This window comes from Sulfitobacter sp. (genome assembly GCF_039977885.1).
In the GTDB taxonomy this organism is placed as follows: domain Bacteria; phylum Pseudomonadota; class Alphaproteobacteria; order Rhodobacterales; family Rhodobacteraceae; genus Sulfitobacter.
Genome location: NZ_JBDWCI010000010.1, coordinates 37,074 through 60,424 on the forward strand (window position 1 = coordinate 37,074; position 23,351 = coordinate 60,424).

Here is a 23,351-nt window from a genome sequence, read left to right on the forward strand (position 1 = left end):
CTATTCTGCAGCTGTCGCCGCAGGGTTGTTGGGATGCGTTGTCCAATTGGCATAGGCGTCTTCGACGATCCTGCCTGTGCGCGGATCAACATCACCCGCGGGCATCTCAACCATCGAGATACAACTCTCGACCGGGCAAACCTCGACGCATAGATTACAGGCAACACATTCCTCTTCGATCACGGTGAATGTGCGGTCATCAGACATGGCAATCGCCTGATGCGATGTATCCTCGCAGGCCGCATAACAGCGCCCGCAGTTGATGCAATCATCTTGGTTGATCGACGCCTTGGCGATGTAGTTGAGGTTCAGGTACTGCCAATCAGTCGTATTGGGCACCGCTGCCCCCATGAAATCGGCAATGCTGGTGTGCCCTTTCTCGTCCATCCATTCGGACAAGCCGCTGATCATCTCTTGCACGACCTTAAAGCCATAGGTCATCGCCGCGGTGCAGACCTGCACATTACCACAGCCCATAGTGATATATTCAGCCGCATCACGCCATGTGGTCACACCACCGATCCCGCTGATCGGCAGACCGGCTGTTTCCGGCGAACGGGCAATTTCGCTAACCATGCTTAGCGCGATAGGTTTCACCGCAGGCCCACAATAGCCGCCATGGCTTCCTTTGCCATCAATGCTCGGCTCGGGGCTCATGCTATCCAGATCGACCGAGATGATCGAGTTGATCGTGTTGATCAGGCTCACCGCATCTGCGCCGCCGCGCCGCGCCGCTGCCGCAGGCTGTCGGATGTCCGTGATATTCGGCGTCAGTTTTACAATCACCGGCTTTGAATAATATTGCTTGCACCAGCGGGTGACCATTTCGATATATTCCGGCACCTGACCCACAGCCGCGCCCATGCCGCGCTCTGACATGCCGTGCGGGCAGCCAAAGTTCAGTTCGATCCCGTCCGCGCCTGTCGCCTCGACAAGCGGCAGAATGTCTTTCCACGCCTGTTCTTCACAAGGTACCATGATGCTCACGATGATGGCCCGGTCAGGATAGTCGGCCTTCACGCGCGTGATCTCGTCCAGATTGGTTTGCAAATCGCGGTCGGTGATCAGCTCGATGTTATTGAGCCCCAGCACACGCCGGTCCGCCCCGTGGATCACGCCGTACCGTGGGCCATTGACGTTCACAACGGGCGGGCCTTCCATGCCCAGCGTTTTCCAGACCACGCCACCCCAGCCGGCCTCGAAGGCGCGGCGCACGTTATATTCCTTATCCGTCGGCGGCGCAGAGGCCAGCCAGAAAGGGTTGGGCGATTTAATGCCCAGAAAATCAGTTGTCAGATCAGCCATCTCATCTACTCCTAAACGTCAATCAGCGTATCAAAGCCGCCGTAAATCATGCGTGAACCGTCAAAGGGCAGCGCCCCCATTTCGGCCAGTCGCGGGTCGCTCATTGCTTTCTCGATATTCGCATCGCAGGTCGCCTTGTCGGGCCATTCCTGCCAACCGGTTACAACGGTCTCATCCTCTTTGGCCTGCACAGCCATGGCAAAAGATGTCGTCTGACCTGCAGGCACATCCGCGCCCCAAAGCTCGACCACCCGCAGCGCGCCATGCGATTTGAAAACCTCGGCTGCGGCCTTGCAATGGGTCAGATACATCTCTTTCGAAGCCGTAGGCACCGCTGCGACGAAACTCATCACATACATGATACGCCTCCCCCGAAACCGCCGCCCCTCACGCGCTTAGCACCGCGTGAATATCCATTGCGGCATCGCGGCCCTCGGCCACTGCAGTCACCGTCAGGTCATCGCCGCCCGTCGCGCAATCGCCACCGGCCCAGACACCTTCAACACTGGTGCGCCCGACTGTATCCACCGCGATCTTGCCGCGCTCGAGCGCAGGCAGCCCCTCGCCGTCTAGCGTCTGACCGATGGCCTTGAACACCTGATCCGCCGCCAACCGCAGTGTCTCGCCTGTCGGGGTCATATCGTCGCTGACATAGTCAAATTCGATCTCGCGCACGGCACCATTGCCGATCACCGCCTTTGGCGTTGCATGGGTCACGATCCGTACGCCCTTGGACGCGGCCAGATCCTGCTCGAACGGGCTGGCATTCATCCGTTCACGCCCGCGACGGTACACAAGCGTCACATTCAGCGCGCCCAACAGCTTGGCCTGAACAGCGGCATCCACAGCAGTCATACCGCCACCGATCACCACCACATCGCGGCCAATCGGCACCGTGCTCACATCTGCGGCCTGCCGCAAAACCGAAATGAAATCCACCGCATCGAGCACGCCGTCTTTATCGGCACCCTCCACAGACAGGGCGTTTACACCGCCCAAGCCCATACCGAGAAAGACCGCGTCAAATTCTGTCCGCAAGCCATCAAGGTTCAGGTCAACGCCCAGCGCGCGCGCTGTCTCGATCTTGATGCCGCCGATTTTCAGGAGCCAGTCGACCTCGTCCTGTGCAAAACCATCAGGGGTCTTATACGTCGCAATGCCATATTCATTCAGCCCGCCCGCCTTTGGACGCGCATCATATACCACGACATCATGGCCCAACATCGCCAAACGGTGTGCCGCGCTCAGACCGGCGGGACCGGCCCCCACGACCGCCACGCGTTTGCCCGTTGCCTCGGCGCGGGTAAAAGGGTGTATCCCTTGCGCTTGCAAATGATCCGTCGCAAAGCGCTGAAGCTGGCCGATCAATACCGGCTTGCCCTCTGCCGCCTCACGCACACAGGATTCCTCGCAAAGCTGCTCTGTCGGGCAGACCCGCGCGCACATCCCGCCCATAATGTTCTGACTCAGGATCGTCTTGGCCGCCGCATCCGGTGTCCCGGTGGCGATCTGGCGAATGAACAGGGGGATGTCGATGTCTGTCGGGCAGGCCGTCATACAAGGCGCATCATGGCAGAAATAACAGCGATCCGCCGCGATCACCGCCTCATGCGCACCCAGCGGCGGGTGCAGATCCGCAAATTGCGTTTCATACATTTGCGGGTCCAAGCGCCCCGCTTGCACCCCTGCTTCAAATACCTTGTCTGCCATCCTGCGGCCCCTTGCGAAAATATCTCGATAGAGAAACGCTTGCACAGGTCTATTTTTTTATCAACTGGTAAAATTTAGCGAACACACAACAACAATGAACCACGCATAATTTTTAGGCAAAACGCATCTATTCCTCCTCGATCCGCGCCACTAACTCCAACACAGCAGGCCCCATCGCAGCAACAATACGGGCCACACCCTGTGCGTTCGGGTGGATTCCATCCGCCTGAAACCATTCCCGCAGCTCGGAAGGAGGTGCCAATTCGCCATTCTCACTCAGCCCCGTGAAAAAGCTGGGGAAGTAAAGCGTGCCATAGGTTTCGGCCAGATCGGGATAAAGCCTGTCGAAATCGGTTTTATACTGCGCCCCGAAATTCGGCGGTGCCTGCAACCCGACCAACAGCACATCCACATCGGCCGCCCCGGCCGCCTGCAAAATTCCGTCGATGTTGCTGCGGGCCTGTGCGGGGTCCAGCCCCCTCAAAATATCGTTACCACCCAGCGTGACGATCATCCCGTCTACTTCCGGCTCAAGCGTCCAGCCCACGCGCGACAAGCCCCCCGCGGTGGTGTCGCCGGACACACCTGCATTGATCAACCGCACCTCTGGCGCGCCATTTTCAACCAGCCATTGCTGCAATTGCGGCACAAACCCCTCGTCCTGCACCAATCCGTAGCCTTGGGTCAGGCTATCGCCAAGCGCGGCAATCACAACCTCGTCAGCCTGCGCCATTGACGCACACATCACTAGAATACCTGCTAAAGCCTTGCGCATCCGCATATTCCCTCCATATCCCATAGGGACGCCACCAAAGGGCCCCATATGAATAATCCAATTTTCTCTCTTAAAGATGCAGCCCTGCGGCTGAATGGCAATGCCGGACCTGTCGATATCCTGCATGGCATCTCGCTCGAGGTTGCTGCGGGCGAAAGCATCGGACTAATCGGCCCGTCAGGGTCCGGAAAATCATCGCTGCTGATGGTCATGGGCGGGTTGGAACAGGCCTCGGGCGGCAGCGTGATGGCCATGGGCGAAGACCTGACCGCGATGAACGAGGACGCGCTTGCGCAATTCCGGCGTGACCGGATGGGGATTGTGTTTCAATCCTTCCACCTGATCCCCACGATGACCGCATTGGAAAACGTCGCCACCCCGCTAGAGCTGGCAGGCCACGAAGACGCGTTCACCCGCGCCGAGGCCGCACTTGAGACCGTGGGCCTTGGCGCACGCGCCGGCCACTATCCCGCACAGATGTCAGGCGGAGAACAACAGCGTGTCGCCCTTGCCCGCGCCACCGCACCGCGCCCTGCGATCCTGCTCGCGGATGAACCGACAGGCAATCTGGACAGCGCCAATGGCGAAGCGATCATGGATCTGCTGTTTAACCTGCGCGATCAACACGGTGCCACTCTGGTGCTGGTGACCCACTCCGATGCACTGGCCGACCGCTGCGACCGTGTCATCACCCTACGCGACGGGCGCATCGCATGAGCCTTCGCCTTGCCGCCACCTTCGCCCGCCGCGAGCTACGCGGTGGGTTGCGCGGGTTCCGCCTGTTTCTGGCCTGTCTTGCGCTTGGCGTCGCGGCCATCGCTGCCGTTGGATCAGTCCGCGCAGCGATCGAAACAGGCCTTGCCCGTGAAGGGTCCGCCTTGCTGGGCGGCGATGCCGAGCTTGAACTGACCTACCGCTTTGCCAATGAAGACGAACTGGCATGGATGCGCCAGAATGCCACGGCGGTCTCCGAAGTGGCCGAATTCCGCTCCATGGCCGTACAGGGCGAAGACCGTGCCCTAACACAGGTCAAAGCCGTCGATGACCTTTATCCGCTGGTCGGCTCCGTGCAACTTGACCCCAAAATGCCCTTGGCCGATGCGCTCAAATTGCAAGACGGCCAACCCGGTGCGGTGATGGAACGCGCGCTCATTGACCGTCTCGGGCTAAGCCTCGGGGACAGCTTCGCTTTGGGCAGCCAGAATTTCACCCTGCGCGCTGAAATCACCCGCGAGCCGGATAGCGCGGGCGCAGGTTTCGCGCTTGGCCCCCGCACGCTGGTGCTGCGTGAGGCGCTCGCCAGCTCTGGCCTGCTTTCCTCTGGCACCCTGTTTGACAGCAAATACCGCCTGACCCTGCCGGACAGTGCGTCGCTTGACGTCGTAAAATCACAAGCCAATGAAACTTTTGCCAACAGCGGTATGCGCTGGCGCGATTCACGCAACGGCGCGCCTGGTGTGGCACGCTTTGTCGAACGGATCAGCGCATTCCTGATCCTTGTCGGCCTATCGGGCCTTGCGGTGGGCGGGGTCGGCGTTTCGGCAGCTGTGCGCAGCTACCTCAGCCGCAAAACCGAAGTCATCGCCACCCTGCGCGCGCTTGGCTCCGACCGCTCTACGATCTTTCTCACATACTTCATCCAGATCGGAATTCTCTCTCTGCTGGGCGTCACCATCGGCCTCATCCTCGGCGCGGGCTTGCCACTGATGTTTGCTCCGATCCTCGAGGCGCGCCTGCCGATCCCTGCCTCCCTTTCCGTCTATCCTGCACCGCTGATCGAGGCAGGTCTCTACGGCCTGCTTACCGCATTTATCTTTACACTCTGGCCACTGGCTCGCACCGACCGCGTGCGCGCCGCGACCTTGTTCCGCGACTCGTGGGACGGGGCCAGCCGCCTGCCCGCATGGCCCTTCATCATCGCCACTGGCACAGCTATTGCCGCGCTGGTCATTATGGCGGGGCTGTTCAATGGCAGCTGGTGGCTGACCCTATGGACCCTTGGCGGGATCGCGGGTGCGCTGGCGCTGCTGGCCCTCGCGGCCTTCCTCATCCGCATCGGCGCGCGTAGCCTCAGCCACCGCTTGCGCGGGCATCCCCGTCTGCGTTGGGCCATGGCCGCCATCGGCGGCGCGGGCGAAGGCGCAGGAGCCGTGATCCTGTCGCTTGGCCTTGGCCTATCGGTTCTTGCCGCTGTCGGGCAAATCGACGGCAACCTGCGCCAAGCCATCGACGGCAACCTGCCCGAAGTCGCACCCAGCTATTTCTTTGTAGACATCCAGAAGGACCAAATGCCCGCCTACACCGAGCGACTGGAAAGCGATCCCGCCGTCAGCCGCATCGACAGCGCCCCCATGCTGCGCGGCGTGGTCACACAGATCAATGGCCGCCCCGCACGCGAAGTTGGCGGCGACCACTGGGCCTTGCGCGGCGACCGCGGCCTGACCTACTCGGCCAAACCCGATGAGACCGCAATCATCACGGATGGCGCATGGTGGCCCGAAGATTACACCGGCCCGCCCCAGATCGTGGTGGCGAAAGAAGAGGCCGATGAAATCGGTCTCAAGCTGGGCGATACAATGACGGTCAACGTCCTTGGCCGCGATATCCAAGGCACGATCACCGCCATGCAAGAGGTCGACTTCTCGAACGCGGGCATCGGATTTGTGTTCACCATGAACCCCGCAGCCCTACAGGGCGCACCGCATACATTTATCTCGACCGTCTACGCCGAACCCGAGGCCGAAGCACAGATCCTGCGCGACCTTGCCCAACAATTCCCCAACATCACCGCCATCCGCGTCAAGGATGCGCTCGCGCGGGTGGCGGATGTGCTCAACGGATTGGCGGCAGCCACCTCCTATGGCGCGGGGGCGACCCTGCTCACCGGTTTTCTGGTCCTGATCGGCGCGGCCGCAGCTGGCGCCGATGCGCGCACCTATGAGGCGGCGATGCTCAAAACCATGGGCGCGCCGCGGCGCATGATCGCGGCCAGCTTTATCCTGCGCGCCGCCTTGCTGGGCTTTGCCGCGGGGACGGTGGCACTGCTGGCCGGTACGCTCGGCGGTTGGGCGGTCAGCACCTTCGTGATGGAAACCGATTATACCATCATCTGGCCTTCGGCGCTTGGGATCGTTGCAGCAGGAATCATCGCGACCGTGCTTGCCGGTCTAGGCTTTGCGCGCCGCGCGCTTCAGGCGCGCCCTGCACAAGTTTTACGCGGAAGGGAGTAAGCGGCACAGGTTCCCCCTTTGCCTCCCTGCCCCAACCCCTTAAAACCTAACACAACAAAGGAGCGTCCCTATGTCCGACACCAACGTTGAAACCGATCAAACTCTACCTGCAACCCTGCCCGCTGCCGTCACCCCCGCCCAACGCAGACAAATCATCAATATCGTGCGCCGCGCCGCGCGCACCGAAATCATGCCCCGCTTCCGCCGCCTGTCGGATGGTGACATCCGCACCAAATCCCACGCCGACGATCTGGTGACCGAAGCAGACACCCGCGCCGAAGCCATGATCACCCGCGCATTGCAAATCGCGTTCCCTTCGGCCCTCGTGATTGGCGAAGAGGCCGTGGCCGAAAAGCCTGCAGCGCTTGCTGGTATCAAGGATGCACAGCTTGCCTTTGTGATTGATCCTGTGGACGGCACATGGAATTTTGCCCACGGGCTGCCCATGTTCGGCGTGATCATCGCCGCAACACGCTATGGCACGCCGGTGTTCGGCCTGATCTATGATCCGGTCGCCGACGACTGGGCCATCGCCGACGAAGAAATGACACCGCAGCTCCAGCGCCCCCTCGGGGCCGCCAAAGAGCTGAAAGCCGCAGCGGCCAAACCGCTGGAAGAGATGTCAGGCATCATCCCGCTGCACCTGTTCCCCAAGGACAAACAAGCCGCCCTTGCCGCCACCTTCCCCGATTTTGGCCGCGTCAACACGCTGCGCTGCTCGGCTCATGAATACCGTATGCTGGCACAGGGCCACATCGACTTTAGCCTTACCGCCCTGCTGCACCCGTGGGATCACGCCGCCGGCGCGTTGATTGCCCAGCGTGCGGGTGCCCATGTGGAAATGCTGGATGGCGGCGATTACACCGCCACCCGTCACGACGGTCACCTGCTGATCGCACCGGACAAGGTCACATGGGGCAAGCTCAAGAAAATCTTCAGCTTCCTGATCGACACGCCAGAGGCCGCAGCTGACTGATCCCTAGCGGATGTATTTCTGATAGGCGCCCTCGGACATCAGGTCTTCGAGGGCGTCCATATCGTCGATCATCATCTTGAACAGCCAGCCATCGCCCTGCGGATCATCGGTGATGGTTTCGGGTGAGTCGACCAAAGGTGTGTTCACCTCTGTGATTTCGCCATCCATTGGCGCAAGGATGTCGACGGCATCATCGCCCGCTTCGATCACAACAACCGGATCATCAGCGGAAACCACATCACCTTCCTCCGGCAGCTCAAGATATTTCGCATCGCCCAATTCTTCGGCACGAAAGCTGCTGATGCCCACGGTGACTTCATCCTCGCCGTCTTCGACACGCAACCATAGATGTTCTTCGGTAAATTTCATTGGCATAACCTCCGGCCTGTTCGTCTTTTTGCCAAAGGTGAACAGCTTTTTCAATCCACTGTGTGCAGAGTTGCCCAGCCCTGTCGGCAAGGGTTATGTAAGGCCAAACCCACCTGATAAAAGGTCCAGCATGCACCCTTGCTTTTTCGGCTACGGCAGCCTCGTAAACCGCGATACCCATACCTACACCACCGCGACCCGCGCCCAGCTTAAAGGATGGCGCAGACGCTGGGTCTATACCGCGGAACGCGGATTGGCCTATCTAAGCGTGGTGCCCGATGCGGACACTACTATTCAGGGCCTGATCGCCGATGTCCCGAACGCGGATTGGGCCGTGCTGGATGCGCGCGAATACGGGTATGACCGCATTCCATCGGGCAACGATGTCATCCATCCCCGCGACACCCAGACAGAGATTTCACATTACGCTGTTCCACGGGAAACATGGGTGCCGGGCGGAGAACAGCATATCTGGCTCAGCTATATTGATGTCGTGATTCAGGGCTATTTGCGCGAATACGGCGCACAGGGGGTCGTTGATTTCTTTGACACCACCGATGGCTGGGACACATTAGTGCATGATGACCGCGCCGCGCCGCAATATCCCCGCGCCCAAAGCCTAAGCCGGCAGGAAACGACGCTGGTCGATCAACATCTGGCACTGCGCAACGTGCGCGTCATCCCCGCCTAGGCGGCAGGGATGCTTCGGCCCAATAAGGGCCGTATGGCGCGCGGCATTATCCGCGCGCTTTGATCACTTGCAACAACGGCAATACCGCCGACATGTCCGGCCCGTGCGGCTGACCCGTTAGCGCCTTGCGCAAAGGCATAAACAGGCCCTTGCCCTTGCGGCCCGTGGCCTCTTTCACCGCAGCCGTCCATGCACCCCAAGTGTCACCGTCAAACGGCCCCTCGGGCAGCAGCGTCATCGCTTGCGCTACGAACTCGGCATCCTCATCGTCGATCACAGGATCAGCGCCCTGCGTAAACATCGTCCACCAGCCTTCGAGGTCGTGCAACGTGGTGATGTTTTCACGCGTCACAGCCCAGAATTGCGCCGCCTTTTCTTCCGGCACACCCAGCGCTGCAATCTCGTCAGCCACATCGGCCACATCCAGCGTTTGCAGATATTTCGCAGTCAGCGGCTTGAGGTCTTCGGCGTCGAATTTCGTCGGTGCAGAACCAAAGCGCGAGATATCAAAACCGTCGATCAGCGCTTCCATCTCGGTGCGCAGCTCAACAGGATCGGAAGAGCCCAAACGCGACATCAGGCTCAGCAACGCCTGCGGAGCAATCCCTGCCTCGCGCAGGTCCTTGAGCGCCAGCGTGCCAAGACGTTTGGACAGTGCCTCACCTTGCGGGCCGGTCAGCAGCGAATGGTGCGCAAAGGCAGGCGGTGTGCCGCCCAGCGCCTGCATGATCTGGATTTGCGTACCCGTGTTAGTCACGTGATCCGAACCGCGCACAACATTTGTCACGCCCATTTCCGTATCATCCACGACGCTGGCCAGCGTATACAGGATCTGCCCGTCACCGCGGATCAGCACCGGATCGGACACTGACGCGCCGTCGATGCTCACATCACCCAGAATGCCGTCATTCCAAACGATCCGCTCATGCAACAGCTTGAACCGCCAGACGCCATCGCCACGCTCTGCCCGCAGCGCGTCCTTGGCCGCATCATCCAACGCCAGCGCAGCACGGTCATAGACCGGCGGCTTGCCCATGTTCAGCTGCTTCTTGCGCTTGAGGTCCAGCTCGGTTGGCGTCTCGAACGCCTCATAAAACCGGCCCATTTCACGCAGCTCTTGAGCTGCTGCATGGTATTTCTCGAGGCGCAAGGATTGACGCTCAACGCGGTCCCAATGCAGGCCCAGCCAATCCAGATCACGCTTGATCCCGTCTACGTACTCTTCCTTCGAGCGGTTCGGGTCCGTGTCATCAATGCGCAGGATGAATTCGCCACCTGCCTTGCGGGCAATCAGATAGTTCATCAGCGCGGTGCGCAAGTTGCCCACGTGAATCCAGCCGGTAGGGGACGGGGCGAAACGGGTAATGGTTTTGTCAGACATAATAGCCTCCTGTTGCAGCGGGTGCTGTCACAACACGGCGCATTTGTCCAGTTAGGCCACCCTAAACCGGCGCTAAAGCTTGCCTGCCGCCGCTAATTCATCAATCCCGTAAGCAAGGTGGGCCGTGCTGAACGAATGACCACCCTCGAACAAACAAAACTCCAGAATATCGTCTCGTGCGTTTGTCTGCGCCTCACAGCGCATCTCGGGGGCGCTGACCGGTTGCGCGGGGCCAAAGCCGCCGAAATCAGCATAGGTCGCAAGCGCCTCAGACACTTTGCCCTGACGGGTCGGGCCAATAACACGCCCGTCCAACGGAACAGTGCTATCGGCGTCACCGTGGATATGCACAATGCTGGCCACAGGTGCCGCACATGTCGCTGGCGGCTCCAGCCAATAGGTCCCCGACATGGGCACAAAACCGGCAAACATATCGGGCTGCGCACAGGCAAGGTTCCACACCATCATACCGCCCGCGCTAAACCCCGATGCCACCAGCCGCGCGGTATCAATGTCAAACCGCTTGGAAGCATCTGCAATCACAGCGTCAAAATAGGCAAATTCGGACGCGCCGGTGCTGTTGAACGATCCCGGCCCTTTGGGCAAATCCCACGTGCCTTCCACCCCCTGCACCGCGATCAATGCAAGACCGCGGTCATGCACCATCTTGCGCAGCGCCTTGTTGCGCATCACGCCCGCCGCCGTACCGCGATAGCCATGCGCCCAGATCACCGCGCCCACAGGGGCCCTTGCCCCGTCAGGCATCGAAATCCGGTAGCTCCGGTCCCCCACGGCACAATCACTATCCACCCCACAGGCCATCGCCATCGGTGCCGCCAAAACGGCCCAGATCAATAAGATTAATCGCATTTATCTGCTCCTTGTTTGAAGCAAACATGGCCCCCCGCCACCACAGAGGCAAATCACTGACGCGTGTTTGCCCTAGCTCGGGTCGCGCCAGCGGTTGGCGATGGGATAGCGGCGGTCCAGCCAGAATGCGCTTTTGGTAAGGCGCGGCCCCGGCGCGGACTGAAACCGTTTGTATTCCGAGATATAGACCAGATGCTCGATCTTTTTGGCCACATCGCGGTCAAACCCTGCGGCCACGCAATCCTCAATCGCGCCGTCTTGATCCACCAGAATCTCCAGCATCGCGTCCAGCTCGGGATAATCGGGCAGGCTGTCGCTGTCTTTTTGATCATCGCGCAGCTCAGCCGAAGGCGCTTTGGTGATGATGTTCTCGGGGATCACACGGCCCTCAGGCCCCATCATCCAATCGCTGTGGTTGGCATTGCGCCAGCGGCAGGTCTCGAACACCCGCATTTTATACAGGTCCTTGATCGGGTTATACCCGCCCGCCATATCGCCATAAATCGTGGCATAGCCGACAGCCACTTCGGATTTATTCCCCGTGGTCAGCAGCATCTCACCGAATTTATTGCTCAGCCCCATTAGCAACAGACCACGCAGACGGCTTTGGATGTTTTCCTCGGTCAGGTCCGGCGTGGTCCCCTCGAACAGTGGCGCAAGCGTATCGGTGATCGCATCGCGCCCCTGTTTGATCGGCACATAATCATAGCGCACGCCCAAAGCATTCGCGCAGGCCTCGGCATCCTCTAACGATGCCTGCGACGTATATTCCGACGGCAACATAACACAGCGCACATTTTCAGCGCCCAGCGCATCGGTCGCAATCGTCGCCACCAGCGCCGAATCAATCCCGCCCGACATGCCCAACAGCACCTTTTTGAAGCCCGTCTTGCGCATGTAATCGCGCAAACCCTGAACCATCACGCGGTAGTCTTGCGCATAAGGCTCGGCGTGCAACCCCTTGTCGCCCTCTACAATGCGCCAGCCCTCGGGCTTACGCTCCAGATCGACGTGACAGACCTCTGCGTCAAAGGCAGGCATCTGGAACGCCAGCTTGCCACCGGGGTTCAAGCCAAAGCTTGCGCCATCAAACACCTGATCATCCTGACCGCCCACCATATTGAGGTAAATCAGCGGCAGCTCTGTCTCGATCACCCGCGCCACCATGTGGTTCATCCGCGTCTCGAACTTGCCACGGTAATAGGGCGACCCATTGGGCACCAAGAGGAACTCCGCGCCGGTCTCGGCCAATGTTTCGGCCACATCCTCATGCCATGCGTCCTCACAGATCGGCGAACCAATACGCACATCGCCCAGCGAATACGGCCCACCCAGCGGCCCGCTGTCAAAAATCCGCACCTCGTCGAACACTGTCTCATTGGGCAAATGATGCTTGAGCACACGGCTGGCAATCTGGCCGTCTTTCAGGATCAGATACGCATTATACAACGCCGCCCCCTCGGCATAGGGCGCGCCAATCGCCAACGCGGGACCATCGGCACAATCGCGGGCCAAGGCCTCGATATGGGTCATCACATCACGTTGAAACGCGGGCTTCATCACCAGATCCTGCGCATTATACCCCGCGATAAACATCTCGGGCAGCGCCACCAGATCGGCACCCGCCTCGCGCCCCTGCGCCCAGACCTTGCGCGCCAGATCGGCGTTACCGGCGACATCCCCCACGGTGGGGTTCAGCTGTGCCAAGGTGATGCGAAACCGCTCTGCCATGATTATTCCTCTCAACGTTTGGGCAAGATGTAGCAGATCACCGCCCAAGGGAAAGACCGCAAAGCCCCTGCGCCAAAAGGTCGTTGCCCCTTTGCGCCCGCCTGACTAGTCTGGTGGCAACCGGCGGCCAGACGTGGCCGCCTCAGACAACAGGATCCCCATGACCCGTTCCCGCCTTCTCCTCGCCGCTGCTTTCATGCCGTTGATGTCACTGCCCGCATTGGCACAAAACACTCAGGTGCTTAGCAAACAATACGACGACGGCGGCGTGTATGAGGGCACGTTCAAGGATGGCCTGCAACACGGGACAGGCACCTACTCCCTGCCAAACGGCTATGAATACAGCGGCCAATGGGTCGACGGGGAAATCCGCGGCAAAGGCACCGCACGCTTCCCCAACGGCTCCGTCTACGAAGGCGATTTCGCCAAAGGCAAACCCGAAGGCATCGGCAAGATCACCATGTCGGACGGCGGCACATATGAAGGCGAATGGCTTGGCGGTTCGATCATGGGCCAGGGCGTGTCCATCCATGTCGACGGCGAACGTTACGAGGGCGGGTTTCGCAACGGCAAACGCCACGGCAAAGGCGTTCTGATCCTGCCATCAGGCTATGAATACAAGGGCGACTGGGTCGATGGAAAAGCCACCGGTCAGGCCGTGATCAAAGACGCCGAAGGCGCGGTCTATGAAGGCGCAGTCGTCAACGGCACGCGCAGCGGCGAAGGCAAACTGGTCCACCCCGAGGGCTTTACCCTGCAAGGCACATGGGCCAATGGCCAACTCAACGGCAAGGGCAGCATCATTCAGGCAAACGGCGACACCTACGACGGTGATCTGGTCGAAGGGCGCCGCGAAGGAACAGGCACATCCACCACTGCTGCCGGCGATGTCTATGTCGGCGGCTATCTCGCCGATCAGCGGCATGGCACTGGCACATTCACCGATGCGGATGGCTATAAATACGAAGGCGAATGGAATGAAGGCCGCGCCGAAGGCATGGGCACTGTCACCTATCCCGATGGCTCGGTGCAGACCGGCCTGTTCAAAGACAATCTTGCCGAAGGTCCGGGCAAAATCACCTATCCCGATGGCTCCACCTACGAAGGCAACTGGTCGGTTGGCGTGATTGAGGGGCGTGGCATCGCGACCTACCCCAATGGCATGGTCTATGAGGGCAATTTTGTGAATGCCCGCAACGAAGGGCAAGGCATGCTGAACTATGGCGATGGCCGTACCTATGTCGGAACATGGAAAGGGGGCCTGCGCGATGGCACAGGCACCGCCACCTACCCCGATGGCACCGTCTACGAGGGCGCATTTACCCAAGGCCGCCGCGAGGGGACGGGTAAAATCACCATGGCCAACGGTTTTACCTATGAAGGCGAATGGAAAGCCGGTGAAATCGAAGGCAATGGCACAGCGACCTACGCCAATGGCGATGTCTATGTGGGTCAGTTCAAGGGCGGCCAACGGCACGGCACCGGCACCATTACCTATGCCACAGGCGAACAGATTTCGGGCGATTGGGAAAACGGCACACTCACCCCGCAACCCGCCGCCACAACGCCACCGTCCCCGCCTCCGGCCAGCGAATAACCCACGCCAGCCGCGAAAGGACCCGCAAGATGATCACCGTCATATTCGAAGTCATGCCGCATCCTGACAAAAAAGATGCCTATCTTGCCATGGCAGCAGAAATGCGACCGCTGGTCGAACAGATCGACGGCTTTATCTCGGTCGAGCGGTTCCAAAGCCTGACCAACCCCGACAAGCTGCTCTCGATATCGTTTTTCCGCGACGAGGCTGCTCTGGATGAATGGCGCCGCCTGACGGGCCACCGCGGCGCGCAAAAAGCAGGCCGCGAGGTCATGTTCAGCGACTACCGCATCCGCGTGGCTCACGTGCTGCGCGACTATGCGATGTTCGACCGCGATGAGGCCCCCACCGACAGCAAAGAACTGCACGGCTAGGCGCGCGGGCCATGTCAGGGTTAATCCTGCGACAACGATTGCAACGGCCGCTGGCTTAACCGCCCGATTGTCACATCATCGGTGTACGCATGGTGCACGCGCGGTGTACGCCGATCACATCGCAAATGCCCATATTTTTATGGCGTTAACCTACGATTCGCAGCCGCATCGGGCAACGGCCTGCGCACGTTGCCTCACACCACCTCGCCCGCGTCCAGCTTTGCCAGAACCGCCCCCGCATCAGCCAGCACAGCCTGCCGCTTTTCCTCGTCCATCCGGTCCCATGTCCGGTACATATTCCCCATGCGGTGATTGCCCGAAAACCGTTCCCTGTGGCGATCCAGAAAATGCCAATACAGCGTGTTGAACGGGCACGCCCCCTCGCCTGTTTTCTGGCTCACCTTATAGTCGCAGCCTTTGCAGTAATCCGACATGCGATTGATGTAAGCCCCTGACGAGACATAAGGTTTTGACGCGATCACACCGCCATCGGCAAACTGGCTCATGCCGACAACATTCGGGGCCTCGACCCACTCGAAAGCGTCCGCATAAACCTCCAGATACCAATCAGCCACCTGCGACGGATCAATCCCCGCTAATAGCGCGAAATTGCCCGTCACCATTAACCGCTGGATATGGTGCGCATAGGCTTCGCGGCGCGTCTGCTCCACAGCCGCCGACATGCAAGCCATGCGCGTCTCGCCACCCCAATACATCGCTGGTAAATCACGGTTCTGCTCAAGACGGTTGCGCGCCGCATACTCGGGCCCTTCTAGAAAATAAATGCCCCGCACATACTCCCGCCAACCGATGATCTGGCGGATAAACCCCTCTGCCGCGTTGATCGGCACGTCCCCTTTTTTATAAGCCTTTTCAGCGGCCTGACATACCTCAAGCGGCCCCAGCAGACCGATGTTCAGATAGGGGGAAATCACCGCGTGATACAGAAAATCCTCACCGCGCAGCATCGCATCCTGATAGTCTCCAAAGCGCGGCAAGGCATGCGCGATAAAATGCTCCAACGCATCCAGTGCCTGCGCCCGCGTGGTGGCAAACCAGAAAGGCCGGATATCGCCGAAATGACCGCCGAATTCCGCCTCCACCATGGTTAACACTTCGCCCGTAATATTGTCCGGCTCAAACTTGCGCGGCCCTTCGGGCGCAATGTCATCCGGGGCCGGTTTGCGGTTGTCATGGTCAAAATTCCACTGTCCGCCCTCGGGTTGGTCCCCGTCCATCAGCAGCCCCGTGCGCTTGCGCATCTCGCGATAGAAATACTCCATCCGCAGCGCCTTGCGGCCCTTGGCCCATTCCTCGAAATCACCATGCGTCGCAAGGAAACGGTCATCGCCCAGAAGGGTGGTTTTGATCGGCGCATGGGTCAGTTTGTTGATCAGCCGCCACTCTCCGGGCTCGGTACAAATGACCTCCGCCGCACCCGTCTGCGCAGCCCGCCGCACAAGCTCTCCCACAATGGAGCCGGCATTGTCGGGATCATCCAACCGGCTATAGGCGACGGTCCAGCCAGCCTTTTCCAGACGCGCCGCGAACTTGCGCATAGCGCTGAAAATCAATGCTATTTTCTTGGGGTGGTGGCGAACATAAGTCGCCTCTTCGCTGACCTCGGCCATCACCACGGTATCGGCCTCACGGTCCCCCGCGGCCAGCGCGCTCAACCCGTCCGACAGCTGATCACCCAACACCAGAATAAGACGGCTCACCACGGCACCCGCTTTCCGGCCCAGTCGAAAAACCCGCCCGCGTCCTTCGGGCCCAGATCATCCATAACTGCCAGCAGGTTTTGCGCCGCCTCCGCCGCTGGCACCGCCGGATGCCGACCCAGATATTTTTGCGTAAACGGTGTCTCGACCGTGCCGGGATGCAGCGCGACACAGACCATCTCGGAATGGGTGCGCGCCAGCTCGATCGCAGTCGTATGCACGATCTGGTTGGCCGCCGCCTTGGCCGCGCGGTAACTGGTCCAGCCGCCGATCCTGTTATCACCGATAGAGCCCACACGCGCGGTCAGCACCGCGCAAACACTACGCCCCGCTCGCGGCAAAAGGCGTGCCGCGTGGCGCAAGATCAACGCAGGCCCGATGGCATTGACCGCAAACTGATCCGCCATCGCCCGCGCGCTCACCGCGCGCACTGTTTTCTCGGGCGCGGCACCCTCGATCTCTAACGCCCCCGTCGCCACGATCAACGCGTCAAAAGGCCCCTCCAGCGCCCCCAGATGCGCCTCGACCGAAGCCTCATCCGTGATATCCAGCCCGTCCTTTGATCGCGACAATGCCACCACTTGCGCGCCACGCCCCTCAAAGCCCGCGACCAAGGCTGCGCCAATCCCGCCCGAACCACCAATGATCAAAACTTTTTCCATATCGGGCAATTAGGGCGGGGATTACGGGTATCAATATTAGGGGTTGGTTTCCGGTCCTGACAAACTTTGTACAAAGACATGTTTCCCCCCCTTTCCATCCGCAAAACCGCCGTTATAACTACGCTCATGAAAAACGTTGCACATAGCCCCCAAACCGCACGCGCCATCGCGCCCCTGCTACGTGCCCTGCTGCTAGCCCGCCTCTGAGCGTGCCCATCGGCGCGCCCGCTCAGAGGGAAGTGCCGCGCGCCAAGAACAGCAGACAACAGAAAGACAATCCCATGACCAATACCCCCCAAGACCGCGTCTTGATCTTTGACACCACTTTGCGTGATGGCGAACAATCGCCCGGTGCCACCATGACCCACGCCGAAAAGCTCGAAATTGCGCAGCTGCTCGATGAGATGGGCGTAGACGTGATCGAGGCAGGCTTTCCCATCGCCTCCGAGGGCGACTTTGCCGCCGTATCCGAGATCGCAAAGCAGGCCAAGACAGCGCAGATTTGCGGCCTTGCCCGCGCGCAATTCGGCGATATCGACCGCTGCTGGGAAGCGATCAAACACGCGAAAAACCCGCGCATTCACACGTTTATCGGCACCTCGCCGCTGCACCGCGCCATTCCGAACCTTGATAAGGACCAGATGGCCGAGCGCATTCAACAAACGGTAAGCCACGCGCGCAACCTGTGCGAAAACGTACAGTGGTCGCCGATGGATGCCACCCGCACCGAAGCCGACTACCTGTGCCGCACCGTTGAAATCGCGATCAAGGCAGGTGCCACCACGATCAACATCCCCGACACCGTGGGCTACACCGCGCCGCGTGAAAGCGCAGAGCTGATCAAGATGTTGCTCGAACGCGTACCAGGCGCGGATGAGATCATCTTTGCCACCCACTGCCACAACGATCTGGGCATGGCGACGGCCAACAGCCTTGCCGCGGTTGAAGCCGGTGCGCGCCAGATCGAATGTACCATCAACGGTCTGGGCGAACGTGCCGGCAATACCGCATTGGAAGAAGTCGTGATGGCGCTCAAAGTGCGCAATGACATCATGCCCTACCAGACCCGCATTGACGCGACCAAGCTGATGAACATCTCGCGCCGTGTGGCCACCGTGAGCGGCTTTGCCGTGCAGTTCAACAAGGCCATCGTGGGTAAAAACGCATTCGCCCACGAAAGCGGCATCCATCAGGACGGCATGCTCAAAAACGCCGAGACCTTCGAGATCATGCGCCCCGAAGACGTTGGCCTGACCGAGACGAATATCGTCATGGGCAAACACTCGGGCCGCGCCGCGCTGCGTTCCAAGCTCGAAAACCTCGGATTTGAATTGGGCGATAACCAGCTCAAGGATGTGTTTGTGCGGTTCAAGGAACTGGCCGACCGCAAAAAGGAAATCTATGACGAGGATCTGATCGCACTGATGCGTGTGGCCTCGGACCCTGAAGCGGACCGGATCAAGCTACAGTCAATGCATGTGGTCTGCGGCACTGATGGGCCGAACCACGCGAAAATGACGCTGGTCATTGACGGCGCGGAACAAAGCACCGAACAGGACGGCGACGGCCCTGTGGATGCCTCGTTCAAATGCATCAAGGCTTTGGTCGAGCACTCCGCACGCCTACAGCTGTATCAAGTGGCCGCTGTCACCGAAGGCACCGACGCCCAAGCCACCGTCAGCGTGCGCCTTGAGGAAGAAGGCCGCATCGTGACAGGGCAATCTGCCGATACAGATACCGTTGTCGCCTCTGCGCGCGCCTATATCCACGCGCTCAACCGCCTGTTGGTGCGCCGTGAAAAAGGCGGCAGCGACAAGCGTGAAATCAACTATAAAGATACTGATTGATCGAAAGCATCGAGGTGGCGCATCTGCGCCGCCTCAGCCCTCTACACGGTTAGGCTACCGCGTGCAGATCGGGGAATGCATCTGTGATCCGGCGCACAATCGGACGCGCCGTGTTGCCATAGTTTTGCACCGTCGCCTCAATAGATCCTGTCAACGGAATCTCCGGGATCACGGAAAACAGTTCACTGCGCTTGCTGCGCCCGAATTCTTTTAGACATTGCGGACCGGGGTACAGGCTTTCCGAGGCCATACCATCCACCCAGATAACCTGATGCTTTTCGAACAGGAGGTGGATGTAGGTCACCTTGCGCACGCCTCGTGCAATCCGCGCGTGGCTATGGCGCATTTCAACCAGCTTTTTGGCAGGCATCAACAGGTCGGGGCTCACCAATACGCTATGTTGCTGCGATACCATCGTTGGCCGTTTCGCCCCCCACATACCGCGACCGATCCAGACGGGCCTAAGCTGGGGATACATCAGCAGATGCGCCGCGCCCACATGCCGTTTGCTGATCCACAAAATCGGCTGGGGGCCATCGTCCATCGTGGACACCAGATCCCCCGGTCTGAGCGTGTCAATAAGCACGCGACCCCGCGGGGTTTGTACGTATGAGCCAGAGGTGAAGCATACCGGCGTTGGCGTCTGCCCTGCGCCGACATTAAAAACGCCATTACCGTTTTCGGTGTTGGTTTGGTCGATGCTGCCGTCTGCGTTAAAATCTTCGTCCGAATTGCGGTCAAAAGTCGTCGTGCCCAGATTCGCGATATTGCTCCCCGGTGCGACGAACAGCTCTTGCAGGAACGGCGCGCCCGGGTCGCTGGATATCAGCGGCTGTGCGCTGAACCGCAAATAGGAATCACCCATACGGTCAAGACTGTTTTGAAGATTCGCCGTTTGTCCGGGGTTTTGCGGGTTATAAGTGTACTGCGCCACGCCCGCGTCAAAATCCGCTTGGGATGCATAGACAACGATCTGCGTGATACCGCTGCCATTAACCAATTCACCGTTATCCGCAACGGTATTAACCGTAAATTGGACAATCGCCTGATCAGAAAAAATCTGGGTGCCGCCCATGACTGTAATCTGTCCTGCACCGTCCTGACCGGTACCTGACAGTGTATTGAGGCTGGGCGACCGCAGAACATCTGCACCCGAGGCCAAGAAGATTGCCATAATCAAGCCAACGCAAAAAACTTCAAACTAAGGCGAAAATAAGCCTATTTCGCGCAAAAGGCAATTAACCCGCCGCAAAGCACACCAAACTGTTACCCTAGCGCAAATAGATCGCCATCAGCGGCCGGAAATCATCCCGAGCCAGCGCCAGCGGCGCGTGCGAAACGGCGCAAAGGCGCCTAAACAATACGATCTCCCCCTTTAATCCAATACATTGCCCGCCTATAAGGACGCGGCCTGCCTCCTCTAACGGAAGAGTCGTGGGCAATTATGTATTGGGTAAGGTACTGCTTCACATGTCGATGTTTGGAAATCTACGCGGGCTATTTTCGTCCGATATGGCGATCGATCTCGGGACTGCCAATACGTTGGTCTACGTGAAGGGTAAGGGAATTGTCCTTTCGGAACCGTCGGTTGTGGCCTACCACGTCAAGGACGGCGTTAAAAAAGTGCTCGCCGTGGGTGAAGATGCCAAACTGATGCTGGGCCGCACACCGGGCAGCATCGAAGCCATCCGCCCGATGCGCGAAGGCGTGATTGCCGACTTCGACACTGCCGAAGAGATGATCAAACACTTCATCCGCAAAGTGCACAAACGCTCGACCTTCTCAAAACCCAAAATTATCGTTTGTGTGCCTCACGGCGCGACCCCCGTTGAAAAACGCGCGATCCGCCAATCCGTGCTAAGCGCTGGCGCACGCCGCGCGGGCCTGATTGCTGAACCGATTGCTGCGGCCATCGGTGCGGGCATGCCGATCACCGATCCAACCGGCAACATGGTTGTGGACATTGGTGGTGGTACAACCGAGGTTGCGGTGCTGTCCTTGGGCGATATCGTTTATGCCCGCTCGGTCCGCGTGGGCGGTGACCGTATGGATGAAGCCATCATCAGCTATCTGCGCCGTCAACAAAACCTGCTGGTTGGTGAAACCACCGCCGAACGGATCAAAACCTCTATCGGCACAGCGCGCATGCCCGACGACGGGCGCGGCAGTTCGATGCAGGTGCGCGGACGTGACCTTCTCAACGGTGTGCCAAAAGAGATCGAGGTCACGCAGGCGCAAGTTGCCGAAGCTTTGGCAGAACCAGTGCAGCAAATCTGCGAAGCGGTCATGACCGCGCTGGAGACCACCCCACCGGACCTTGCGGCCGATATCGTGGACCGCGGTGTGATGCTGACCGGCGGTGGTGCGCTGCTGGGTGATCTGGATTTGGCCCTGCGCGAACAAACCGGCCTTGCGATTTCCGTCGCGGACGAGCCGCTCAATTGTGTGGCCCTCGGCACAGGTAAAGCCCTTGAGTATGAGAAGCAGTTGCGCCACGCTATCGACTACGACAGCTAAGGCATCCGCGCGCTAAGGAGGGCACAGCACCACCATGGCCAGAGACCGAAACCAGTCAGGCGATTACACCGGCCCGCTCAGGCGGCTGATGACGGCTGTTCTGGCGGTTATTTTGGCGGCAATTTTCATCCTTTGGCGCATCGACAGCCCGCGGGTTGAACGATTCCGCGCCCAAGTGACCGACAGGTTGGTGCCCAACCTCGACTGGGCCATGGCGCCTGTGACGGGCGCAATCAATCTGGCCCGCGATTTTCAAAGCTACCAGCGTCTATCCGGCCAAAATGCCGAACTGCGGTCCGAGTTGCGCCGGATGCAGACATGGAAAGAGGCCGCCTTGCAGCTTGAGCAGGAAAACGCCCGACTGCTGGACCTCAATAACGTGCGCCTTGATCCGCGCCTGACCTATGTCACAGGCGTTGTGCTGGCCGATAGCGGCTCTCCGTTCCGGCAATCCGTGCTGCTCAATGTGGGCGCGCGTGACGGGCTGGTCGAGGGCTGGGCGACAATGGACGGTATCGGGCTTGTGGGGCGGATTTCCGGCGTAGGTGAAAATACCGCCCGTGTGATCCTGCTTACCGATGCCTCAAGCCGCATCCCTGCCGTGATCCAGCCTTCGGGCCAGCGGGCGATTGTGGCGGGCGATAACTCGGCCGCGCCACCGATTGATTTTCTCGAGAACCCAGATCTTGTGCGCCCGGGCGACCGCGTGATCAGTTCGGGTGATGGCGGGATTTTTCCTGCGGGCCTTTTGATCGGCCAGATCGCGGCCGACCCCGGCGGGCGGCTGCGCGTCCGGCTTGCTGCGGATTTCGAGCGGCTGGAGTTTTTGCGCGTTCTACGCCATCACGGCACTGAAACGGTGCCCAACTCTCCGCAGATCATCGCAGGCTCAGGCATTCCGGCACCAACGGACGCAGCCCCCGAGGGCCCTCCGCCCCCCGCGACAGAGTAGCCGGTCATGGACGAGCTATCCCCCGCCCGCCTATGGATCATGCGTGCCGCATTTGTCTTGCTCGCATTGGTAATCGTGTTTTTTCACCTGCTGCCCATCGACACCCAGCCCGTGACGCTTTTTGCGCCGGAATTGTCGCCGCCACTTGCCACGATCGACCCTGCCGAGGCACGCCTGCGCACCTTACTGCATCAAGGCAGCAACCGCCTTTGGGTCAGCCCCGACCTGCTGATTGCCTTTGCTCTGGCGTGGTCGGTCCGACGTCCGGAATATGTGCCCGCGTTCTTGCTCGCGGCGGTTTTCCTGCTGAGTGATTTGTTATTGCAACGCCCTCCGGGGCTGTGGGCCCTGCTTGCCCTATTGGCTTGTGAGAACCTTAAAGGGCGCAGCAGGTCCTTGCGGGATGCAACTTTTGGGGCAGAGTGGGTTGCCGTGGCGGTTTTGTTGATCGTTATTTTGCTGTTCAACTGGATTGTGCTATCAGTGCTCCTGATACCGCCGCCACAACTGCGGTTGAGCCTGCTTGAGCTGGGCACCACCATATTGACGTACCCGATCGCCGTGCTTGTCACCCGCTCGCTAATGGGCGTGCGCCGCGCAGCCCCCGGTGAATTTGACACGATCCGCGGACGGGCATGAGTGA

The 23,351-nt window shown here is 59.9% G+C and carries 21 protein-coding genes; 10 read left to right on the plus strand and 11 right to left on the minus strand.

Annotation, left to right across the window (positions count from 1 at the left end; genetic code table 11):
* The 4 genes from preA to ABJM03_RS07840 all read right to left on the minus strand — a co-directional run bounded on the left by preA (position 1) and on the right by ABJM03_RS07840 (position 3,790).
* The gene (preA, locus tag ABJM03_RS07825) at positions 1–1,305 is read right to left on the minus strand and encodes an NAD-dependent dihydropyrimidine dehydrogenase subunit PreA (RefSeq protein ID WP_348416848.1); all 1,305 of its coding nucleotides are present in this window, start codon (positions 1,303–1,305) and stop codon (positions 1–3) included.
* 11 nt (positions 1,306–1,316) lie between these two features.
* Entirely contained in the window at positions 1,317–1,664 is a 348-nt protein-coding gene (locus ABJM03_RS07830; RefSeq protein ID WP_348416849.1) for a DUF1428 domain-containing protein, read from the minus strand.
* Between the two features lie 28 nt (positions 1,665–1,692).
* Positions 1,693–3,015 carry an NAD(P)-dependent oxidoreductase gene (locus ABJM03_RS07835; RefSeq protein ID WP_348416850.1) on the minus strand — a complete coding sequence of 441 codons (1,323 nt, stop codon included), beginning with the start codon at positions 3,013–3,015 and terminating at the stop codon, positions 1,693–1,695.
* A gap of 127 nt (positions 3,016–3,142) precedes the next feature.
* Entirely contained in the window at positions 3,143–3,790 is a 648-nt protein-coding gene (locus ABJM03_RS07840; RefSeq protein WP_348416851.1) for an arylesterase, read from the minus strand.
* Positions 3,791–3,838: 48 nt separating this feature from the next.
* Between ABJM03_RS07840 and ABJM03_RS07845 the strand changes: the two genes are divergently transcribed.
* The 3 genes from ABJM03_RS07845 to ABJM03_RS07855 all read left to right on the plus strand — a co-directional run bounded on the left by ABJM03_RS07845 (position 3,839) and on the right by ABJM03_RS07855 (position 7,996).
* Complete coding sequence (locus ABJM03_RS07845; RefSeq protein WP_348416852.1) at positions 3,839–4,507, plus strand: ATP-binding cassette domain-containing protein; 669 nt, start codon at positions 3,839–3,841, stop codon at positions 4,505–4,507.
* Entirely contained in the window at positions 4,504–7,020 is a 2,517-nt protein-coding gene (locus ABJM03_RS07850; RefSeq protein ID WP_348416853.1) for an FtsX-like permease family protein, read from the plus strand. The genes ABJM03_RS07845 and ABJM03_RS07850 overlap by 4 nt, the downstream gene beginning before the upstream one ends.
* A 70-nt stretch (positions 7,021–7,090) precedes the next feature.
* Positions 7,091–7,996 (plus strand): inositol monophosphatase, encoded by a 906-nt coding sequence (locus ABJM03_RS07855; protein WP_348416854.1) that lies wholly within the window; start codon positions 7,091–7,093, stop codon positions 7,994–7,996.
* A 3-nt stretch (positions 7,997–7,999) separates the two neighbouring features.
* Here ABJM03_RS07855 and gcvH read toward each other — a convergent pair whose 3' ends face one another.
* Positions 8,000–8,365, minus strand: coding sequence for a glycine cleavage system protein GcvH (gene gcvH, locus ABJM03_RS07860; protein ID WP_348416855.1), 366 nt, complete (start codon positions 8,363–8,365; stop codon positions 8,000–8,002).
* 130 nt (positions 8,366–8,495) lie between these two features.
* Between gcvH and ABJM03_RS07865 the strand changes: the two genes are divergently transcribed.
* A complete protein-coding gene (locus ABJM03_RS07865) occupies positions 8,496–9,056 on the plus strand; it encodes a gamma-glutamylcyclotransferase family protein (RefSeq protein WP_348416856.1) in 561 nt (186 codons plus the stop codon).
* Between the two features lie 46 nt (positions 9,057–9,102).
* On the opposite strand, the gene gltX is transcribed toward ABJM03_RS07865, so the two are convergent.
* The 3 genes from gltX to ABJM03_RS07880 form a co-directional block, all read right to left on the minus strand.
* A complete protein-coding gene (gltX, locus tag ABJM03_RS07870) occupies positions 9,103–10,437 on the minus strand; it encodes a glutamate--tRNA ligase (RefSeq protein ID WP_348416857.1) in 1,335 nt (444 codons plus the stop codon).
* Positions 10,438–10,509: 72 nt separating this feature from the next.
* Positions 10,510–11,307 (minus strand): prolyl oligopeptidase family serine peptidase, encoded by a 798-nt coding sequence (locus ABJM03_RS07875; RefSeq protein ID WP_348416858.1) that lies wholly within the window; start codon positions 11,305–11,307, stop codon positions 10,510–10,512.
* 72 nt (positions 11,308–11,379) lie between these two features.
* Entirely contained in the window at positions 11,380–13,038 is a 1,659-nt protein-coding gene (locus ABJM03_RS07880; RefSeq protein WP_348416859.1) for an NAD+ synthase, read from the minus strand.
* Between the two features lie 160 nt (positions 13,039–13,198).
* Here ABJM03_RS07880 and ABJM03_RS07885 point away from each other — a divergent pair, with 160 nt between their 5' ends.
* Positions 13,199–14,635, plus strand: coding sequence for a 2-isopropylmalate synthase (locus ABJM03_RS07885; protein ID WP_348416860.1), 1,437 nt, complete (start codon positions 13,199–13,201; stop codon positions 14,633–14,635).
* Between the two features lie 29 nt (positions 14,636–14,664).
* Positions 14,665–15,009, plus strand: coding sequence for an antibiotic biosynthesis monooxygenase (locus ABJM03_RS07890; RefSeq protein WP_348416861.1), 345 nt, complete (start codon positions 14,665–14,667; stop codon positions 15,007–15,009).
* 194 nt (positions 15,010–15,203) lie between these two features.
* Here the strand turns inward: ABJM03_RS07890 and ABJM03_RS07895 are convergent, their stop codons facing one another.
* Positions 15,204–16,733 (minus strand): cryptochrome/photolyase family protein, encoded by a 1,530-nt coding sequence (locus ABJM03_RS07895; RefSeq protein ID WP_348416862.1) that lies wholly within the window; start codon positions 16,731–16,733, stop codon positions 15,204–15,206.
* A complete protein-coding gene (locus tag ABJM03_RS07900) occupies positions 16,727–17,392 on the minus strand; it encodes an SDR family NAD(P)-dependent oxidoreductase (protein ID WP_348416863.1) in 666 nt (221 codons plus the stop codon). The genes ABJM03_RS07895 and ABJM03_RS07900 overlap by 7 nt, the downstream gene beginning before the upstream one ends.
* Before the next feature lie 281 nt (positions 17,393–17,673).
* Between ABJM03_RS07900 and ABJM03_RS07905 the strand changes: the two genes are divergently transcribed.
* Positions 17,674–19,239 carry a 2-isopropylmalate synthase gene (locus ABJM03_RS07905; RefSeq protein ID WP_348416864.1) on the plus strand — a complete coding sequence of 522 codons (1,566 nt, stop codon included), beginning with the start codon at positions 17,674–17,676 and terminating at the stop codon, positions 19,237–19,239.
* Positions 19,240–19,288: 49 nt separating this feature from the next.
* Here ABJM03_RS07905 and ABJM03_RS07910 read toward each other — a convergent pair whose 3' ends face one another.
* Positions 19,289–20,413, minus strand: coding sequence for a Hint domain-containing protein (locus ABJM03_RS07910; RefSeq protein ID WP_348416865.1), 1,125 nt, complete (start codon positions 20,411–20,413; stop codon positions 19,289–19,291).
* A 296-nt stretch (positions 20,414–20,709) separates the two neighbouring features.
* On the opposite strand from ABJM03_RS07910, the gene ABJM03_RS07915 reads away from it, so the two are divergent.
* The 3 genes from ABJM03_RS07915 to ABJM03_RS07925 are packed head-to-tail and all read left to right on the plus strand — an operon-like array spanning position 20,710 to position 23,347.
* Positions 20,710–21,756, plus strand: a complete 1,047-nt coding sequence (locus tag ABJM03_RS07915) for a rod shape-determining protein (RefSeq protein ID WP_348416866.1) — start codon at positions 20,710–20,712, stop codon at positions 21,754–21,756.
* Between the two features lie 34 nt (positions 21,757–21,790).
* Entirely contained in the window at positions 21,791–22,708 is a 918-nt protein-coding gene (gene mreC / locus ABJM03_RS07920; protein ID WP_348416867.1) for a rod shape-determining protein MreC, read from the plus strand.
* Between the two features lie 6 nt (positions 22,709–22,714).
* Positions 22,715–23,347, plus strand: coding sequence for a rod shape-determining protein MreD (locus ABJM03_RS07925; protein WP_348416868.1), 633 nt, complete (start codon positions 22,715–22,717; stop codon positions 23,345–23,347).
* Positions 23,348–23,351 lie beyond the last annotated feature (4 nt).